Here is a 17,573-nt window from a genome sequence, read left to right as displayed (position 1 = left end):
TTTTCACACTGTATCATGCGATACTGTGCGCTTATGCGGTATTAACAGTCGTTTCCAGCTGTTATCCCCCAGTATGAGGCAGGTTGCCCACGCGTTACTCACCCGTCCGCCACTAAGATTTAACAAGAATCCGCCGAAGCCTCATCAGCGTTAAATCTCCGTTCGACTTGCATGTGTTAGGCACGCCGCCAGCGTTCATCCTGAGCCAGGATCGAACTCTCACGTTTAAAAGTTTGATCTGACAAAGAACTAAAGCTTGGCTTTTGTTCTGTCCGTTATTTACTAAATCTTTGTTCTGAATAATTCTCTTGGAATTTTTCAGGGTTGCATTACTGTTTATTTGTCAATGTGCTTTGTTGCTTAGCTCTCAGCCGCAACTCATTTAGAATATCACAGCTTTAAGTGTCTGTCAACATCTTTTTTAAATTATTTTTTCGACTTTTGATTTGTCGGAAAACCGCTTATTTACTGAGGTTGTTCACCTCACAGCGGGTAAGACATAGTATAGCACTACTTATTTTACTATGCAACACCTTTTTTCAATTATTTATAAAAACTTCTCAAATAACTCTGGATGCCGCAGAATAACTGGATTCCAACACCCAAAACAGGCTTCACGATATCAATATCAGTAATGAATTCAACAAGATATATGATGCAAGCAGCTTCAAATATGCCAATGACTGCGCCCATGAATCTGTCGAACTTTCCAACGATCGGTATGTTCTTTACCTTTTTAAACGCTTCTCCTATAGAAGTCATTATCTTATATACTGCAAATGCTACTATCAAATAGCCTATCTTTGGAATAATAGTTCCCAAGCTCTTATTAAGTACGCTTCCTGCGATATTCATAAGATAATACACCGCAGCAAAAGACGCTATGACAGCAACAAGGCCTGCTGCTTCCGCAAACAGGCCATTATTAGCACCATATGACATTCTCCATAAGAACAAGCACAAGACTACAACGGTCATTACTACTTGTGAAATATCAAAGTTCATATCATATCCTTATTTCAAAATGTAAGTATCAACACTACTAGCTGTTACAAGAATGAATTTATTCCTAGCACCTGTGGCAGCCATTGTACGAACAGGCTTGTCAAAGGTTCCTCTGAACTTATCATGTCCTTTCATATCTTTGATAACACATTCATCTTCGTTGTAGATGACAAACTGATTCTTGTCAAAGATGATCTCTGTGTAATCCATATCAAAATATGTAGTAAGAATAAGGGCTCCACTCTCATTGTATACCTGAAGTCTATAAGCACCTTCATCAGTGCTGTTGGCAAATACAAGGCCAACATAACTATCACTGAAGTACACAGATCTGATCTCTTCATTTCCAGTAAAGCTCTCACTCTTGATAATAGGCTTCTCGTCTCCAGAATAGAACATTATTCTAGCATCAGATATAGCAAAGCTCGCGCTTGAATTCATAAACTGCACATAAGGGACAACCTCTCCAGGGTAATCAAATCCGCTGGCATAGTTGTCTATTGCGTTCTGTCCAACTGACCCAAAGTTAAAAAACGCTACGCTAGTCTTAACCTGGCCATCTTCTGGATATAGATATGATACGCATACCAGCTCTGCATTAGGAGAAATGCTGATGTCTATAGGATATCCACTATCCTTCATTGTGGTCTTAAAGTTAGCTAAGGTGTTTCCTTGTGAATCATAGAGGTAGATCCAGGTAACATCCTTACCATCAAGAACAGCTGCAACTACTCCCTGTGAAGATACACAAAAATCTCTTATTGGAAGATTGGTATCCACCTGTCCCAAAGAGCCACTGACACTATTGACATATATGTTGTGTCCGTTATAGTCACCAACTGCAACTATGTTCTGGCAAGTATGAGCTATAGGACTCTGCATTTCATATGTCTGATTCCAGAGCACCTGCCCGCTTTCATCCAAACAGCTGATACCATCTTTACTGTATTGTATAACGTGGCCACTCAAGCTTATGACCTTGGCATCCGCTCCATTTGTAATACTAGAACCAGTAGAGATAATAGCTTCTGAGTATTCCTTATCTCTCCAACTGATATAAACTGCTGCCACAAAAAATATTGTGACAGCCGCAATGATAACTGTTCTAAAAAACACTCTGAGCTTATGACTTCTTATCTTTTCTTTATAAGAAGTTTCTCTTACAGGAGTTTCCTCAAAGGATTCTTCTGGTAGTTCTTCATCTGACTCGATGATCTTATTTAATTTGTCGGCATAAGCTCTAAAATCTTTTACTTCCGCCAAAACCTTGTTTCTCCATTATCATTTATTTGAGAACTGATAGATAGTGGTATTATCATAGTCTCTGTCTGGTCCATATACACAGTCTGGGAAGCCAGCCTGATTGATCGAGTTAGGATATACCTGTGTCTCAAGGCAGAATCCTTCTCTTGCTTTGTATGTTGCACCATCCTTAGCATTTTCAGTAGCAAGGAAGTTGCCAACATAGAGCTGGAATCCAGGAAGGTCTGTAGAGCACTTCATAGAAATACCTGTTGCTGGTGAAGTTGCTGTAGCAAATACCTTCATTGTTCCATCAGCTCCATCAATACAATAGTTGTGGTCATATCCACCAACATACTTGAGCTGCTGGTCGTCAGCATTTATATCCTGTCCGATTGTCTTTTCAGTTGTGAAATCAAATGGTGTTCCAACAACACTTGCAATCTCTCCAGTAGGAATAGCTGCTGAATCAATAACAGGAGTGAACTTAGTTGAATTAAGTAAGAGCTTGTGATCAAGAATGCTTCCTGAATTGTGTCCGCTAAGATTGAAGTATGCATGGTTAGTCATATTGATAAGAGTCTTTGCATCACTTGTTGCATGATAGTGAAGCTTGAGCTCACATGCTTCTGTAACTGTAAATGTAACTTCGAATACTCTGTTTCCTGAGAAGCCTAAATCTCCATCCTCAGACTTAAGTGTAAACTTAACACAGTTATCACCCTCTTCGGCATCCCAGATTCTCTTGTGGAATCCATTAGCCATATCTGTGTGAAGGTTATTTGGTCCATCATTTACAGGAAGAACGAACTCTCTGTCATCGATCTTGTACTTAGCATTTGCGATTCTGTTAGCTGTAGGTCCAACTGTTGCTCCAAGGAAGCAGCTGTTAACCTCATAGCCCTTAATATCATCAAAGCCAAGGTTTACATCCACTGTGTTTCCATTTTTGTCTGGAACGAAAATATTCTTAATGATACATCCAAAATTTAATACAACAACTTCCATTCCTGCATTATTGCTAATGTGGTACGCATATACTGGTACTCCATTAGAATTCTGTCCAAATGCTTCTTTTTTTACTGCCATTTCTTTTCCCTCCAACAATACTTTTTTATAATTCTGTTCTTCCCTCTAAAGCTCTCAAAAGAGTTACTTCATCAATATATTCAAGATCTCCGCCCACAGGAACACCACTTGCGATCCTGGTTACTTTGATTCCTGTTGGTTTGATAAGTTTGCTGATATACATAGCAGTAGTCTCACCCTCTAGACTTGAATTTGTAGCTATTATAACTTCATCAACATCCTCAGTCTGAAGTCTCTGCATAAGTTCAGTGAGCCTGATATCTCCTGGTCCAATGCCAAGCATAGGTGAAATAGCGCCATGCAAAACATGATACACACCTTCAAACTTACCAGTCTTTTCATATGCAGCGAGATCCCTGGCATTTTCTACAACCATTATGGTCTTGTGATCTCTGTTGGGATTACTGCAGATAGGACATACATCATCATCTGTAAGTGTGCAGCACACACTACAATAATGTACATTCTCCCTTGCACTGGTAATTGAATCCGCAAGCTTTTTTACCCTATCCTTTGGAAGATTAATGATATAAAAAGCTAGTCTCTGCGCTGATTTATTACCAATACCCGGCAATGCTGCTAGTTCATCTATCAGCTTATTAATATGTCCGCTGTATAGGTCCATTAGAAAGGAAATCCTCCACCAAGGCCGCCTGTCATCTTGCCGATCATAGCGCCTGAAGCCTCATCTGCCTGTTTCATTGCTTCGTTAACTGCTGCAACGATCATATCCTGAAGCATCTCTACATCATCTGGATCTACTGCTTCTGGTGAAATAGTAACACTCTTAAGTGTCTTGCTACCTAATACGGTAACTTCTACAGCTCCGCCACCTGCTTTAGCAGTGAACTCCTTAGTCTCGAGCTCTTTCTGGCTCTCCTCCATCTGACGCTGCATTCTCTGGGCCTGCTTCATTAAATTATTCATGTTGCCAGGCATACCACCGCCTGGGAATCCTCCACGTTTAGCCATTTCTTAATTCTCCTTTTCTTCATCTTCTGTAACTATATCAAAATTAATCGCCTGTAAATTAACATAGTTTTCTTCAAAATCCTGCTCTGCAGGAAGGAACCTTGTTTCATATTCTACATGCTTACCTATGGCTCCATCAAGAACTTGTTGAAGTTCCTCAGCATACTGTCCACCAGAATACTTATCTGACAGCTGCTTGTTATCAAAAACAATCTGAAGAATATCGCCATTACCAAGACTAAGCCTTGCTCTCTGCATATATGTCTTCATAGGATTGTCCATTCTGGCTAGAAGTTTAGACCATCCATTAACTATTCTCTGGATATCCTCTGGAACTGCCCTGTCCAGCACCTTCTTTTCCTTTGGCGCGACCTGCCCTGCTCCAGCAAAAGAGCTACTGGCAGCCACTGCTACCTGTCCACTTTTTATGCCTTTCAAAAGCTTGCCGTTTTCTTCATCGTGCTGCTCTAATATTCTAATTCTGTCTTCAAAAGAATCTTCCGCCTTATCCATCTGTGGTTTGCACATTTTGATAAGTGTTATTTCTATTAATATTCTTTTCTGTGTTGCATATCTGATCTGAGAAGAAAGCTCAGAAAAAATACGGATATATCTGATGATAGTATCTGTATCTGTTCCCTCTGCCTGCTCTTTTAACGACTTAAGATTATCAGATGAGATATCTACAACATCCTCCATCTCGTCAGACGCCTTTACAAGCATCAGATTTCTGAGATACCAGACAAAATCATTTACAAACTGAGTAAGCTCTCTACCTTGGATCACTATATCTGCTAAAAGAGTAAGTGCCGCATTGGCATCCTGTGTATAAAGAGCTGAAAAAAGTCTGTTGAACACTTCTGTGTCCACCGCGCCAAGTACGTTCAGCACCTTGTCATACGTAAGCTCCTGACCATAGTTAAAGGCTACGCACTGATCCAAAAGACTAAGTGAATCTCTCATAGAACCATCTGCAGTCTTGGCAATGTATCTAAGAGCTCTATCTTCAACCTTGATTCCTTCTGAATCAACAACCTCTCGAAGTCTGCCCTCGATGTTGTCGATTGTGATCCTGTGGAAATCATATCTCTGGCATCTAGAAAGGATTGTGATAGGAATCTTCTGAACTTCCGTCGTTGCCAGAATGAACATTACATATGAAGGTGGCTCTTCCAAAGTCTTAAGGAGCGCATTAAAAGCACCGGCGGATAACATATGTACCTCGTCGATGATGTATACCTTTCTTTTACCTTTGGTAGGTGAATATGAGACCTCATCAATGATCTCACGGACGTTATCAACACCATTGTTGGATGCAGCATCGATCTCTATGACATTCATGCTGTTGCCTGCTGCTATTTCTCTGCACATCTCACATTCACCACAAGGACTTCCATCTATAGGGTGCTCACAGTTAACTGCCTTTGCAAGAATCTTTGCAACAGAAGTCTTACCTGTTCCGCGAGTTCCGCAGAACAGGTAAGCATGTCCAACTCTGTCAGATTTGATCTGATTCTTAAGTGTTGTAACTATATGATCCTGGCCTTTGACATCTTCAAAGACCGGGGGTCTGAATTTTCTGTAAAGTGCTACATAACCCATTAAAAAAACTACTCCACCATTAACAAAACTTTTGTATTATTTAATCCCCGAAGCAAACCCCAAGCATCTTTGCTTCTTTGATAATGCTGGCATCCGGCGATACATATTTGAGTTTGCCAGCAATCTCTGAAAGAGGAACCTTAACGATCTCTCTGTTCTTGTAAGCAACCATATATCCAAACTCTTTGTCGAGGATCAGCTGACCAGCCTCTGCGCCAAGTCTTGAAGCAAATACTCTGTCGTATGGATCTGGTGCTCCACCTCTTTGCATGTGTCCAGGAACTGTAACACGCACTTCATGTCCACTCTTTTTCTGGATTGCTTCTGCAATTTCATAAGATACTGATGGATACTTACTGTTTGCAAGCTTCTCTTTATATTCTTTCTTGGAAAGCTTAGCATCCTTCTTGGAAATCGCACCCTCTGCCACTGCAATGATCGTAAATCTGCTGCCGTGCTCATCTCTAGCCTTGATCGCATCACAGATCTTGTTAATATCATATGGAATCTCAGGAATAAGGATAACGTCCGCACCACCTGCAATACCAGCATTAAGTGTAAGCCATCCTACCTTGTGTCCCATTACTTCTATAATGAATACTCTTCCATGAGAATCCGCTGTTGTATGGATGTTATCGATAACATTAGTTGCTACATCCACAGCACTCTGGAAGCCAAAGGTCATATCTGTTCCCCAAAGATCATTGTCGATAGTCTTTGGAAGAGACACGATATTGAGTCCTTCTTCTCTTAATAAATTAGCTGTCTTCTGAGAGCCATTGCCTCCCAAAACAACAAGGCAATCAAGCTGAAGCTTGTAATAGTTCTGCTTCATAGCTTCTACCTTATCAAGACCATTCTCGTCTGGCTCTCTGATGGTCTTAAAAGGTGTTCTGGAACTACCAAGAATTGTGCCACCCTTGGTCAGAATACCTGAAAAATCATGAGATGTAAGCATTCTAAAATCGCCATAAATAAGTCCTTTATAGCCATTCTTGAAACCATAAAATTCAACTTCCTGGCCGCTGTGGGCGATGCACTTTACAACGCCGCGCATTGCTGCATTCAAAGCCTGACAGTCACCACCACTTGTCAACATACCAATTCTCATCATGTGAAAAGGCCTCCTTTGAAAAAAGCTTTTTTAGGAACGCATACTACTGATAATTATACATAATAATAGATAAACTGCCAAGTCTGTCAGGTTGACTCTGCCACATTATAAAAGTATAATAAAAAGCGCTTTGGAACTACTTCCAGAGCATATGGAGACGTATCAAAGTGGTCGTAATGAGGCGCACTCGAAAACTTGCTTGGCAAATGGTCAGTCGTAGCTGCAAACCATTGATTTTACTGAACTTTTGATAATTTGATTTTTGTGAAACTGCTTTGTTCTCTCCTGTAGTTCTCTCTTTTCTCCCTGGTGCCTTTGGGGAAGCTGGAGAGGTGAAGCTTTTCAATATATGCAGAGGTACTCAAGTGGTCCAAGAGGGAGCACTCGAAATGCTTTAGGCCGGTTCCCGGTGCGTGGGTTCGAATCCCACCCTCTGCGCTTTTGGAGGAGTTTTGACAGCTCCTCCAATGTACTTTTTTAGGAGAGAACTCCATTCTCATTGTTGCTTTCAAGCCCTTGCAGATACTGTGGTAGGTGGCTGCATGGACTTAAGTTTCAGATTTGACCGTATCTTCGGATGCGGTCTTTTCATTTTCCATCCCAAGACTCGCCATCATGGATGCCGCCGTGCTTATCTTGGTATCACTGCGCAGATGGGAGTAGATATTGGCTGTTGTGGAAAAATCACTGTGTCCCAGCCATTCCTGTATCTCCTTCATATTTACCCCGCTCTGACAGAGAGCGCTTCCTGCGGAATGCCTTGTATCATGGAAGCGAATCTCCTTTAACCCGTTCTTCTTCAGGATCGCCTTAAAATGCCGGCTCACCCGTTCCGGATCGAAGAGATATCCCATCGTATCAACAAAGACATATTCTTCATCTTCCTTATAGTAGGAGTTACCGCAGAGCTTCCGGTTTTCCGTCTGTTTACGCTTCATTTCCAGAAGATCCTGCTTGAAAGCATCCACCAGCGGCATGGTACGATAACTTGCCTTACGCTTAGGTCTGTCTTTCCTGACGATGATCTTCTTTCCGTCCACACGCGCCTTTGTCACCACATGGCGGATCACAAAAGTATCCTCGTCAAAGTTGATCGCCGACCATTTAAGCCCCAGCACCTCGCTCTTACGCAACCCGTAGAAGCAAACCATCCGGATCAGCAGCTCCATTTCATCGCCCTTGATACATTCAAAGAGGGATTGAAGCTCTTCCGCTGTGTAATATTCCGGTATGTACTGCCGGTTCCTCGGAAGTGTGACCCGATCCGCCGGATTGAAGAGGATCAGCTCCAGCTTAACTGCCCATTCCAGCGCCTCATGAATGATCGCGTTGTAATGCTTGACCGTTGCAGGCTTTACACGCTTGCTCTGCATCGTATAGAAGTCTTGTATGTGCTTGGGCTTCAAGTCTGCCAGAGATACTCCTAATTCATGGAAATACGGGTATATCCTGCTGTTTAACATGCCCTGATAACTGGAGTAGGTAGTAAGCTCTATATTTCCCTTCACCGAGGGGAGCCACTGTTCCTTCATAAAGTCTGCAAACTGGACATCAGAATCTCTGATCTCCGATGGCGGTTTGAATTTACGCCGTTCCTCGACCAGAAGTGCTTCCGCTTTTTTCTTATTGCCTTTTTCCGGCAGTCCTGTGGAAATCCACTTTGTCTTGCGTTTCCCCAGCTCATCATTATAGCTGAGTACACAGTAGTAATACCCTTTCTTAACCGAAAGGTGTCCTGATACCATATTGCATCGCCTCCTTCCTCTTATTATGGTTATCAGATGATCGTCATTTTGTAATATCTGATCCTTATGAAACCAGATGCAGATATTTCATCACATACAGTTTCGGTATCTTGTAAACATGTCCGATCCTCAGACTGTCAATCTTCTGTTCCTTCAGAAGCCTGTATGCCGTTGCTGTACTGATATTCAGCATTCGGCACAATTCATCTACCGAAACCACATCCGGGTAATCCCGGAAAACTCCTTCCGGAGCTTTCATTGCCATTGCTTCCATAAGCCCTCCTTTTGTCAAGATTTATTATCAAGATTGTATTTTTATCTTGCGTTGCTATTATCATATAGTATCGTCGAATCGTTGTCAAGATAATTTTTGTTGATATTATTTTTGCTTTGTGTTATCTTTTATAAAAGCACATTGTGGCGCATTATCAAGAACGAGGAGAGCTCGCTATATGAATATTTATTCTTCTGATTTTATCTTGTCCGGGTATGAGATTTCCGGCGTATACTATATGCTCCAGGTGGATAAACACGCCGAGTCGATCTATCTGTCTTATAAGGAGGGCAGGGATGCCGCCAAGGCGCAGAAACACTATTTCACCCGCAATGCCTCCATGTTATCTTCATGGATGCAGGTTTTGGATTATGGTGCTTTGGATGAAGCAAAGACGGATGTTGCTCTTCAGAAACTGAGTGAAACGCTTGATATCCTTTCTGTAAAACTATCAAAGGACTCAGAGAAGCTGGCTCTTCATCTGGAAAAACAATCCGGAGATCAGATACCGGAAATGGTTAAGTCAGTCCTGGGCATTTTGAAGGAAGTATTCGAGCTGCGCCCGGCACTTTCCTGTCTTTATACTCACTATTACCCTGTACTGAAAGATCTGATGGACTATCATATGGGAACACTTACTACGGAAGATATAGCGTTGCCGCTTTCTATACAGCTATTCTCCATACAGAGCGAAGTCGACTCCCTCAAAGAAGACTATGACCGGGCAAGAGAGTATTGCCAGGCTGTCTTTCTGACCACAAATGCACCCGGATCCGATCTTAGCCCTGAGATTATCGCCGCAATCTATCATAATTACTGTATGGAGAGTGGCCGGAATGATTTTTCCGTGGATTATGGGGAGAGAATGTCTGTCAGTCTGATCCCGGTAAATAATATTCCATGGGAATCTTATCTTGATAAGCATAAGAATATGTTCCACTCAAGCGGAGAAAAGAAAGAGACACACAATATTTCTGATTTTACGCATTTTCTGCATATCGGGATAGATCACATGCTCGGAAGCGAAAGCGTCATTAGAATCTGCAAACTTTGCGGCGGATATTTCAGGATCAGATATACCTCATCCCAGGAATACTGCACACGCCTGTACGGTGACACCAAAGCCGCCTGCAACGAATATGCCAGCCGCAAGTCATATAAAGAAAAGCTCTTCCAGCATCCGATCCATCAGGAGTTTACCAAATCCTACAATAAGCTATATGGACGGATCCGGCGCGGCAAGCTCCCGGCAGATACACCGCTCATGGATCAGCTCAAGCGCCTGCATGACGATTATTACGAACGATACGAGAATACACACCAGAAAGAAAGGGAAGCGGTGTGGAAAGAATATATAGAAAAGAACAAAGAGCTGCTGGAGTGACCGGCAGCTCATAATCATTTTCTCATTTTCTTTCGCTGTAAATTTACACGTATATATGCTTGAATCAGCTTAGCAGATGTGATATGCTAAAAATTAGCAAGGAGGTGTTGCGATATGACAAGTATAAAACCGATTTCTGACCTTAGAAATTACAACGAAGTTCTTAAAGATGTTGACACAAATGGTTTGGTGTATCTCACCAGAAATGGAAATGGTGCTTACGGCATACTTACAATAAATGAAATTGATGAATATATGCGCTTGAAGGCTCTCCATGGTCTTCTTTCGGATCTTGATCGTGCAAAACAACGAGCAGAGCGCGAGGGCTGGATTTCCGAAGAAGAGATGGATCAGGTGATGGGGTTATGAGAAAATTAGCCTTTTCACCTGATTATAAGGAGAAAATATCCAATGTCAGACAGTGGCTGGATCTTAGATTCGGGAAAGATATCCGTGCCAAAGCTATGCAGAACATAAAAGCCAAGCTCGCTTCTCTGAAAATGTTTCCGGAGCAAGGCGTTTCTGTACAAGCGATGTTTGGAATAGAGTCCAGTTACCATCTTGTATTTGTCGCTCATAACTATATCTTCTATGAATTCGATGATGAACGCGTTTATGTGGTCAACATCTATAATGAGCGTGAAGACTTCATGTATCAGCTGTTTGGTATAAAGACAACATCATCAGATACAGAGTCATACTGGGATGAATAATATTTTTTTAGTTAAATCGGCATCCAAATTTATGGGTGCCGATTTTATCACTATAACTATTATTTCTTAAGCAGCTTCTTCATCTTACGCAACCACTTATTTCTGTTAGCGTTTACTTCCTGGAGTTTGACTATGAGATCATAACGCTCATCCAACAGCTTTCGCTGTTCTTGTATCAGTAGATTTTGCTTTCTTATTGTTTCAACCTGAGGCTCAATGATCAATGACTCCTTTTTGATTGTAGATGGCTTGTCCTTAATCACTTCAAGATAGTAATTTATAATGTCAACCACATTATTATATTTTTTCCGTGCTCGTCTTTTTTCTTCCTCGGAAAGATTTTCATATTCCGGGTAGTAAATGTATTCTATTTTTCTCGTACGTATCTCTATTCCATTTTCACTATTGGCTGAATATTTCAGTCCCCATGTCTGGCAACTTGGAGTAACCCAGTCCTCTTTTGGAATATCACACTCCTCATCAGAAGAAAAGAAACGGAATGTGTGCTCATTAAACGCAATCTGATTATTATGATAGATATTCGCAAAATTGGCTGATTGCTGATAGTATGGAACGGTTATGAATATTTGTGCCCTGTCTTTGCACACGCGGTAAATCTCAGCCAGAATATGCTCCAGGTTTTCCAAATGTTCAAGGCAGTGTGATGAAAAAACATAATCAACTGAGTTATCTTCGAAAGGCAGCGGATCTTTGTTCAGATCGAGAACATGATCTGCCATACTATACGGGGAATTAACAATCCCGATAAAGCCGTCCTGCTTTCGCCTTCCGCATCCAATGTCTATTTTGACAAGATTTTCAGGCAATTCATCAAATTTCATTATGTTCATTTGTTTCTCCCTCCCTTTATCATGGACAAAACTTCAAGTTCTAAGATATTACATACCTATTGAGGCTAAATACTCCTTGAACGAAGTATTTACTCTGTCTTTGTCAGACAATATCAAATTATTTTCTGTCATTCCGTCAGGAATAGGCCACTCGATGCCGATGTCAGAATCATTATATATAATGCCGCTCTCATCATTTGGGTGATAAAAATCTGTTACTTTGTAGCAAAATTCTGCATAATCACTTATAACAAGAAATCCATGAGCAAATCCTTTGGGAACAAGAAATTGTTTCTTATTCTCAGATGAAAGAACTATCCCATAATGTTTTCCAAAGCTCCTGGAATCCTTCCTTAAGTCAACAGCGACATCATATACCTCGCCGGAAATAACTCTCACGAGCTTGTCCTGCGGATAATTCCTCTGAAAGTGAAGCCCTCTAAGAACACCTTTTTTGCTCGCAGACTGGTTGTCCTGCACAAAATCATAGTTTAACCCGGCGTTTTCCATGTCTTTCTGATTATATGTCTCCATAAAATATCAGCGCTCATCTCCGTAAACAGAAGGAGTGATCACGCAAAGACCTTCTATGCCATTTACATCTTTTTCAACAATTATTTTGCCCATATCTTTTCCCTTCTATACCTGCAACTTAATCTTTCATAAAAGATCTCAGTAGTGAATCAGAGCCCCTCTGCGACATCTATCAGATACCTTCCATAGTTCGTCTTCATCAGTGGCTCTGCAAGCTTGATCAGCTGCTCTTTGTCGATAAATCCACGCTTATATGCTATTTCTTCAATACATGAAATATACAGTCCCTGTCTTTTTTGAAATGCAGAAACGAAGTCTGCAGCATCCAGCAGGTCGTCATGTGTCCCTGTGTCCAGCCAGGCAAAACCTCGGCCCATTGTTTCAACTTTCAGTTCGCCACGGACAAGATATTCATTATTGATACTTGTTATCTCAATCTCTCCACGTGCGGAGGGTTTTACATTAGCTGCTATATCAACAACCTGATTATCGTAAAAATACAATCCGGGAACCGCGTAGTTGCTCTTTGGATGTTCAGGCTTTTCTTCAATGCTGATGGCATTTCCGTTCTCATCAAACTCAACAACGCCATACGCTTTGGGATTGCGAACATAATAACCGAATATCGTTGCTCCGTGATCTCTTGAAGCCACCTCCTTCAGTAATTTAGAAAAACTCTGTCCATAAAAAATATTGTCGCCCAATACCAGTGCAACAGAATCACTTCCAATAAAATCTGCGCCTATTATAAATGCGTCAGCGAGTCCTCTCGGTTCCTCCTGAATCCTGTATTCAAAATGCATGCCCAGCTGACTGCCATCACCAAACAAATCCTCAAATACAGGCAAGTCTCGAGGAGTAGAAATGATCAAAACTTCTCTTATTCCCGCAAGCATAAGGGTTGACAATGGATAGTAAATCATCGGCTTATCATAAACCGGCATTATCTGTTTTGAAATAGATCTTGTTAATGGATATAAGCGAGTGCCTGAGCCTCCTGCCAAAATGATACCTTTCATCTTCTATAAACAACTCCTTTCCTGTTTATCTATTTTGCTTATGCAACAATTGTGTAATCCTGATTGTTCCACTTACCAGCAGTTTATATAGCCTGTCGAGAAATATTGCCGCAATTGCTGTTAATGCGACACAGAATATGGTCGAGATCATGGCAGCACCCAAAAATCCTGTTTCATGAATGGTTATTGAAAATATGACCATCACAACACTTTTTAAAACGATACTATGCAAAATATATACATAAAATGAATGGTCACCGGCTGCCGAAAATATATTGCATAATCCCAATTTTTCCTCAATGGTTCGTTCATTGGCAAATAGCAGGTACAATATAACAAACCAATATATCGCATACCATGTCCTGTTTATTGTAAGGAACCGCTCAAGCCTATCATCAGCAACTATCAACGCAAGAATATTCTGGGTGCCATCCATCATCAACACAAGCAGTAATATGATCACAGCGGACATTGCTGAAGCTAACCCGCTGATGAAGTGTGGTTTGTAGGAATATCTCAGCACCCCCCTAAAAAACAGCAGCCTGACAGCGATGTATAAGGGAACGGAAAATAACTACATGAACCAGCCGCAAGCAATATCACCGCAAGCATTGTGTATATTGCAAAGAATGTTCTTTCTTTTGAAGCATTTATTTTATTCACAAGATAATTCATGATATACATCACAATTCCGCTTATAAACATAACTCTTAATGTCCATAAAGGTCCGTCTACTGAATTATTAAAGGTAAAAATCATCTTAAGCAGGTCAGTAATTCCATAAGTCATAGGAATCCCAAGCCACGCATTTGCAACAAGGTCGCTTCTTTCCTCAAAACCAAATAGTCCACCCATGGCAAGTATAAATAGGGCAACAAGCGATAGAGGTAATGCAAATCTCAAATATCTTTTTACAACGTCTGTAACCATTTCCCTTAAGTTCATGGCTTTCTTTGAAGAAGCAAAATACCCTGTAAGAATACAGAATACTATAACCCACATATCTCCGTTGTAAATAAAGAAGGTGCTTTTGAAAAACAAATCCAGCGTTTTGGTTATAATTGCCTGCCCATAGGGATTCTGACCAATAAAAAGTGAATAGCAATGTCCAAGCATCACTCCATAGGCAGCTGCCGTCTTCAGATAATCAATCCATTTCTTTCTGGCTTTTTTCATTTCTTAAGATGTTCCACCCGTCGTCTCTTTAATGGTTTCAGCCTGACTGTCGATCTTGTAGTCCGGCATTTTCTGAATCGAAAACAACAGCGTTCCGGCAATATATAGCAGTATCATTGCTATCACTCTTGCAATTGAAAAATGAATTGTTCCAGCATTCAGAACAATAGCTGATAGAGACGCATCTCCATATAAAGAAATACCAATCTCTCCTGATAGCTTTTTCCCGACTTTTACCATATATTCCGTATCATTTATTTTGATAAAAGGTTTGTTCTGAATCATTCCATCTTTGTCAATATAGTAAAAATCCGGATTGCAGGCTTTATCTGTATCAATCTTTATATTGTATATGTTTCTTTCTGAACCGATGTCAAACAGCCACTGAATACCTGTTTCGTTGTATTCCTCGTTCAGACGCATTTCATCTGTTGGAATAATCTGACTATCATTTTTTAATATAGAAAGAACATTTGTAAAATTAAAAACGCAAATCTCAATAATAATGGACAAAATTACCCAAATAACAAATCGCTCTTTTTTCATAACATCCATACTCATCACAGTGTTCTATACCAGATAATATTTTTCCCGGTAACTTTGATATTCAACTTTTCTAATCCTCTGCATACATAATTATTCAGATTCTTCTTTTCAAACACACCAAAAAATCCTGCATTTTCATAAGAAACATCTATAGACATCGTTAGTTTCTCTTTACAATCTATTTCCTTATCAAACTGAATCTCAGTTACGTTATTAGAGATAGTGTCATCAAAATTTATAGTTCTAACGCCAACGATTTCTCCGCCAGCGTTACACAAGCATATAGTGATTTCGCCTTTAACATCATTATCCTTAGCAAAACATAAGGACATAATCCTGAAATTATTGGCAACTTTTAATTTATACTGTCTGGTTGTCGTCAGCTGACGGCATATTACCTTAGCAGGGCGTGGAAGACTTTTCCCATCCTCCAGTCTTTTCTCAAGAATTTCTGGATTTGCCAATATATTAAGCAACGTGTTTATTCTTGCTAAAATCTGCGTGCCTCTCCGACTATAAATAACAGGGCGTTCTTCTGAACGATAATTTTTTAATTCCGGAAGTTTTTCTTCAATAGTTTCGATTATTGCAGATGTTGAGTAGTGTAGATCAAGATCCCTTTGAGCATTCGTCACACACTCTTTTCTGAGCTCGGGATTATCAATTGCCGTAAGCAGTTTATTAGTCCAGTCCTCAACTGTATTTTCAGCAAGAAGTCCATTGAACTTGTCTTTTACCGCAAAGGTAAACGGCTCACAGTCCGTATAAATTCCCATTAGTCCTAGCTTACTGTATTCAAGATATTTGTTATAAAACTTGCATCTTCCAAATTCGGTATCCTCAATAACAGCAAGACCTATCTGCGCATTGATCGTTGCTACGTACCTTCTGTACTCCTCGGCATTATCAAACCACCTGGTCACTTTTATATAGGGTTCTGAATCTCTAAGCTTTGAATCCTGAAATCCTATCAGATGAAAGCATACTTTCTTGCGTTGTTTGTAATATATGTCATTAATAGCCGGCAGAATATATCTGCTGATATTTTTCTCATGAGAGGGGGAACCGGCAAAAATGATACCTATTTCGTCTTCTGAATCTCTGTAGGAGTTCATTCCTTCCCACGGATCTAAAACAATTGCTTCGACCACTTTGGCATCATTTCTTAAAAATGCTGAATATTTTTTTGAAACGTTTATATTTGACGTCCATAAAATACTTGCATAGTGCAAGCAGTCGAGCAAATATTTATGATAAACATCGTTCTCACCGTATAGTGCCAGTAGATCATCATCAATATAAAAGACGCAGCATTTTCCGGCTTTCTTAGCGGCTGCGGATATCCTTGATAAAAAGCAATCAGCACCGCGTATTATCAGGACGCAGTCACACCATGCTATATCGGATCGATCCACATCAATTCCTTCGATCGTCTTAAGTTCTACATCATTTTTTAAAGCATACTGCTTCATCAGTCTGATAGTGATGTCTGCAGTTGTCGTTTTACCTGCATATGCGATCAGAAGATGTGGATTGCTTTTTTTGATAGAGTTCATTTTTTATTTCTTCCGTTTTCTACAAAAGCTATATACTCTTTTGTGACGATTTCAGGCTTGTCATCCATTATTATTTTTCCTTTATCCAGCCAGATGCACCTGTTGCATATTTCCGCGGCTGCTTGCATGCTATGAGTTACCAATACAAGAATCTTCGAACTATCGACCATCTTTTTCATTCTTTCATTTGCCTTTTGAATAAAGGATGCATCACCTGCTGATAGAGCTTCATCTAACAAAAGGATATCTGGTCTGATTGCCGTTGAAACTGAAAACGCTAGTCTTATCAACATGCCTGATGAATAGTATTTGACAGGTATATTTAAGTAATTACCAAGCTCGGAAAATTCAGCAATTTCCGGCATCATAGGTATTATCCTGTCAGGAGTCAGTCCAAGCATAAGTCCTCGTATGTATATATTGTCCCAACCATTCTGCTCCATTTCAAAACCGGTTGCGAATTCATACATTCCGGATATTTCACCTTCCACATTAACTTCACCGGAAGTGGGACTATAGATGCCGGATATAAGCCTGAGAAATGTTGATTTTCCCGCCCCATTATGTCCAATTACTGAGACCCTTTCTCCATCATTTATTTTCAGGGACATGTGATCTATCGCGTGCACTTCCCCCGACTGTGTAAGATTGGAAAAGTCACTTTTATTCTGCATTAAAATATCTTTGATACTTTTATCTTTCTTTGTATTAAAAATGAGATCTGCCTTGTTTAATACTATACTGCTCATTT

19 protein-coding genes, 1 tRNA gene, 1 rRNA gene and 1 pseudogene are annotated in these 17,573 nt (G+C 40.4%); 4 read left to right on the top strand and 18 right to left on the bottom strand.

Annotated features, from left to right (window positions below; all coding sequences use genetic code 11):
- From BLS24_RS14785 to BLS24_RS14750, 8 genes are all read right to left on the bottom strand, one after another.
- Positions 1-227 (bottom strand): 16S ribosomal RNA (locus BLS24_RS14785); the annotation flags it as partial.
- Positions 228-543: 316 nt separating this feature from the next.
- A complete protein-coding gene (locus BLS24_RS14780; protein WP_091760916.1) occupies positions 544-1,005 on the bottom strand; it encodes a CvpA family protein in 462 nt (153 codons plus the stop codon).
- Positions 1,006-1,014: 9 nt separating this feature from the next.
- Positions 1,015-2,268, bottom strand: coding sequence for a DUF5711 family protein (locus BLS24_RS14775; protein ID WP_091760914.1), 1,254 nt, complete (start codon positions 2,266-2,268; stop codon positions 1,015-1,017).
- Between the two features lie 18 nt (positions 2,269-2,286).
- Positions 2,287-3,336, bottom strand: a complete 1,050-nt coding sequence (locus BLS24_RS14770) for an aldose epimerase family protein (protein WP_091760911.1) — start codon at positions 3,334-3,336, stop codon at positions 2,287-2,289.
- 25 nt (positions 3,337-3,361) lie between these two features.
- Complete coding sequence (gene recR, locus BLS24_RS14765; protein ID WP_071177173.1) at positions 3,362-3,961, bottom strand: recombination mediator RecR; 600 nt, start codon at positions 3,959-3,961, stop codon at positions 3,362-3,364.
- A complete protein-coding gene (locus tag BLS24_RS14760; protein ID WP_071177174.1) occupies positions 3,961-4,308 on the bottom strand; it encodes a YbaB/EbfC family nucleoid-associated protein in 348 nt (115 codons plus the stop codon). The genes recR and BLS24_RS14760 overlap by 1 nt, the downstream gene beginning before the upstream one ends.
- Before the next feature lie 3 nt (positions 4,309-4,311).
- On the bottom strand, positions 4,312-5,910 hold the full coding sequence (gene dnaX, locus BLS24_RS14755) for a DNA polymerase III subunit gamma/tau (protein WP_091760908.1): 1,599 nt from the start codon (positions 5,908-5,910) through the stop codon (positions 4,312-4,314).
- 40 nt (positions 5,911-5,950) lie between these two features.
- Positions 5,951-7,024: a 6-phosphofructokinase gene (locus BLS24_RS14750; protein ID WP_091760905.1), complete on the bottom strand. Its 1,074-nt coding sequence runs from the start codon at positions 7,022-7,024 to the stop codon at positions 5,951-5,953.
- A 351-nt stretch (positions 7,025-7,375) separates the two neighbouring features.
- Here BLS24_RS14750 and BLS24_RS14745 point away from each other — a divergent pair.
- A tRNA-Ser gene (locus tag BLS24_RS14745) sits at positions 7,376-7,462 on the top strand.
- Between the two features lie 110 nt (positions 7,463-7,572).
- Here the strand turns inward: BLS24_RS14745 and BLS24_RS14740 are convergent.
- Positions 7,573-8,769 carry a tyrosine-type recombinase/integrase gene (locus tag BLS24_RS14740; RefSeq protein ID WP_091760902.1) on the bottom strand — a complete coding sequence of 399 codons (1,197 nt, stop codon included), beginning with the start codon at positions 8,767-8,769 and terminating at the stop codon, positions 7,573-7,575.
- A 64-nt stretch (positions 8,770-8,833) separates the two neighbouring features.
- Positions 8,834-9,043: a helix-turn-helix domain-containing protein gene (locus BLS24_RS14735; protein ID WP_242872319.1), complete on the bottom strand. Its 210-nt coding sequence runs from the start codon at positions 9,041-9,043 to the stop codon at positions 8,834-8,836.
- A gap of 178 nt (positions 9,044-9,221) precedes the next feature.
- Between BLS24_RS14735 and BLS24_RS14730 the strand changes: the two genes are divergently transcribed.
- The 3 genes from BLS24_RS14730 to BLS24_RS14720 all read left to right on the top strand — a co-directional run bounded on the left by BLS24_RS14730 (position 9,222) and on the right by BLS24_RS14720 (position 11,140).
- Positions 9,222-10,427 (top strand): DUF6076 domain-containing protein, encoded by a 1,206-nt coding sequence (locus BLS24_RS14730; RefSeq protein WP_091760899.1) that lies wholly within the window; start codon positions 9,222-9,224, stop codon positions 10,425-10,427.
- Between the two features lie 114 nt (positions 10,428-10,541).
- Complete coding sequence (locus BLS24_RS14725) at positions 10,542-10,796, top strand: prevent-host-death protein (RefSeq protein ID WP_091760897.1); 255 nt, start codon at positions 10,542-10,544, stop codon at positions 10,794-10,796.
- Complete coding sequence (locus BLS24_RS14720; protein ID WP_091760894.1) at positions 10,793-11,140, top strand: type II toxin-antitoxin system RelE/ParE family toxin; 348 nt, start codon at positions 10,793-10,795, stop codon at positions 11,138-11,140. Before BLS24_RS14725 ends, BLS24_RS14720 begins: the two co-directional genes overlap by 4 nt.
- A gap of 59 nt (positions 11,141-11,199) precedes the next feature.
- Here the strand turns inward: BLS24_RS14720 and BLS24_RS14715 are convergent, their stop codons facing one another.
- The 8 genes and pseudogenes from BLS24_RS14715 to BLS24_RS14680 form a co-directional block, all read right to left on the bottom strand.
- Positions 11,200-11,991, bottom strand: a complete 792-nt coding sequence (locus BLS24_RS14715) for a class I SAM-dependent methyltransferase (RefSeq protein ID WP_091760891.1) — start codon at positions 11,989-11,991, stop codon at positions 11,200-11,202.
- 48 nt (positions 11,992-12,039) lie between these two features.
- Positions 12,040-12,618, bottom strand: a pseudogene (gene rfbC, locus BLS24_RS14710) (dTDP-4-dehydrorhamnose 3,5-epimerase).
- A gap of 56 nt (positions 12,619-12,674) precedes the next feature.
- Positions 12,675-13,544 carry a glucose-1-phosphate thymidylyltransferase RfbA gene (gene rfbA / locus BLS24_RS14705; RefSeq protein WP_091760888.1) on the bottom strand — a complete coding sequence of 290 codons (870 nt, stop codon included), beginning with the start codon at positions 13,542-13,544 and terminating at the stop codon, positions 12,675-12,677.
- Positions 13,545-13,569: 25 nt separating this feature from the next.
- A complete protein-coding gene (locus BLS24_RS14700; protein ID WP_143015194.1) occupies positions 13,570-14,067 on the bottom strand; it encodes a hypothetical protein in 498 nt (165 codons plus the stop codon).
- Positions 14,061-14,720, bottom strand: a complete 660-nt coding sequence (locus BLS24_RS14695; protein ID WP_091760882.1) for an acyltransferase family protein — start codon at positions 14,718-14,720, stop codon at positions 14,061-14,063. Before BLS24_RS14695 ends, BLS24_RS14700 begins: the two co-directional genes overlap by 7 nt.
- A gap of 3 nt (positions 14,721-14,723) precedes the next feature.
- On the bottom strand, positions 14,724-15,266 hold the full coding sequence (locus BLS24_RS14690; protein WP_143015193.1) for a hypothetical protein: 543 nt from the start codon (positions 15,264-15,266) through the stop codon (positions 14,724-14,726).
- Positions 15,267-15,280: 14 nt separating this feature from the next.
- Positions 15,281-16,822: a glycosyltransferase family protein gene (locus BLS24_RS14685; protein ID WP_091760876.1), complete on the bottom strand. Its 1,542-nt coding sequence runs from the start codon at positions 16,820-16,822 to the stop codon at positions 15,281-15,283.
- On the bottom strand, positions 16,819-17,571 hold the full coding sequence (locus tag BLS24_RS14680; RefSeq protein WP_091760873.1) for an ABC transporter ATP-binding protein: 753 nt from the start codon (positions 17,569-17,571) through the stop codon (positions 16,819-16,821). The genes BLS24_RS14685 and BLS24_RS14680 overlap by 4 nt, the downstream gene beginning before the upstream one ends.
- Positions 17,572-17,573 lie beyond the last annotated feature (2 nt).

It is taken from the genome of Butyrivibrio sp. INlla18 (assembly GCF_900103635.1).
Taxonomy (GTDB): domain Bacteria; phylum Bacillota; class Clostridia; order Lachnospirales; family Lachnospiraceae; genus Butyrivibrio.
Note: the sequence above shows the minus strand (reverse complement) of the source record. Positions and strands in the feature narration are given on the sequence as shown.

What these genes read in the sequence shown, in the direction of transcription:
- BLS24_RS14720 (WP_091760894.1), top strand. Translation starts at nt 10,793, where the DNA reads ATGAGAAAATTAGCCTTTTCACCTGATTATAAGGAGAAAATATCCAAT.
- BLS24_RS14750 (WP_091760905.1), bottom strand. Translation starts at nt 7,024, where the DNA reads ATGATGAGAATTGGTATGTTGACAAGTGGTGGTGACTGTCAGGCTTTG.
- BLS24_RS14735 (WP_242872319.1), bottom strand. Translation starts at nt 9,043, where the DNA reads ATGGAAGCAATGGCAATGAAAGCTCCGGAAGGAGTTTTCCGGGATTAC.
- BLS24_RS14730 (WP_091760899.1), top strand. Translation starts at nt 9,222, where the DNA reads ATGAATATTTATTCTTCTGATTTTATCTTGTCCGGGTATGAGATTTCC.
- BLS24_RS14695 (WP_091760882.1), bottom strand. Translation starts at nt 14,720, where the DNA reads ATGAAAAAAGCCAGAAAGAAATGGATTGATTATCTGAAGACGGCAGCT.
- BLS24_RS14690 (WP_143015193.1), bottom strand. Translation starts at nt 15,266, where the DNA reads ATGAAAAAAGAGCGATTTGTTATTTGGGTAATTTTGTCCATTATTATT.
- BLS24_RS14760 (WP_071177174.1), bottom strand. Translation starts at nt 4,308, where the DNA reads ATGGCTAAACGTGGAGGATTCCCAGGCGGTGGTATGCCTGGCAACATG.
- recR (WP_071177173.1), bottom strand. Translation starts at nt 3,961, where the DNA reads ATGGACCTATACAGCGGACATATTAATAAGCTGATAGATGAACTAGCA.
- BLS24_RS14780 (WP_091760916.1), bottom strand. Translation starts at nt 1,005, where the DNA reads ATGAACTTTGATATTTCACAAGTAGTAATGACCGTTGTAGTCTTGTGC.
- dnaX (WP_091760908.1), bottom strand. Translation starts at nt 5,910, where the DNA reads ATGGGTTATGTAGCACTTTACAGAAAATTCAGACCCCCGGTCTTTGAA.
- BLS24_RS14680 (WP_091760873.1), bottom strand. Translation starts at nt 17,571, where the DNA reads ATGAGCAGTATAGTATTAAACAAGGCAGATCTCATTTTTAATACAAAG.
- BLS24_RS14725 (WP_091760897.1), top strand. Translation starts at nt 10,542, where the DNA reads ATGACAAGTATAAAACCGATTTCTGACCTTAGAAATTACAACGAAGTT.
- BLS24_RS14740 (WP_091760902.1), bottom strand. Translation starts at nt 8,769, where the DNA reads ATGGTATCAGGACACCTTTCGGTTAAGAAAGGGTATTACTACTGTGTA.
- BLS24_RS14685 (WP_091760876.1), bottom strand. Translation starts at nt 16,822, where the DNA reads ATGAACTCTATCAAAAAAAGCAATCCACATCTTCTGATCGCATATGCA.
- BLS24_RS14770 (WP_091760911.1), bottom strand. Translation starts at nt 3,336, where the DNA reads ATGGCAGTAAAAAAAGAAGCATTTGGACAGAATTCTAATGGAGTACCA.
- rfbA (WP_091760888.1), bottom strand. Translation starts at nt 13,544, where the DNA reads ATGAAAGGTATCATTTTGGCAGGAGGCTCAGGCACTCGCTTATATCCA.
- BLS24_RS14715 (WP_091760891.1), bottom strand. Translation starts at nt 11,991, where the DNA reads ATGAACATAATGAAATTTGATGAATTGCCTGAAAATCTTGTCAAAATA.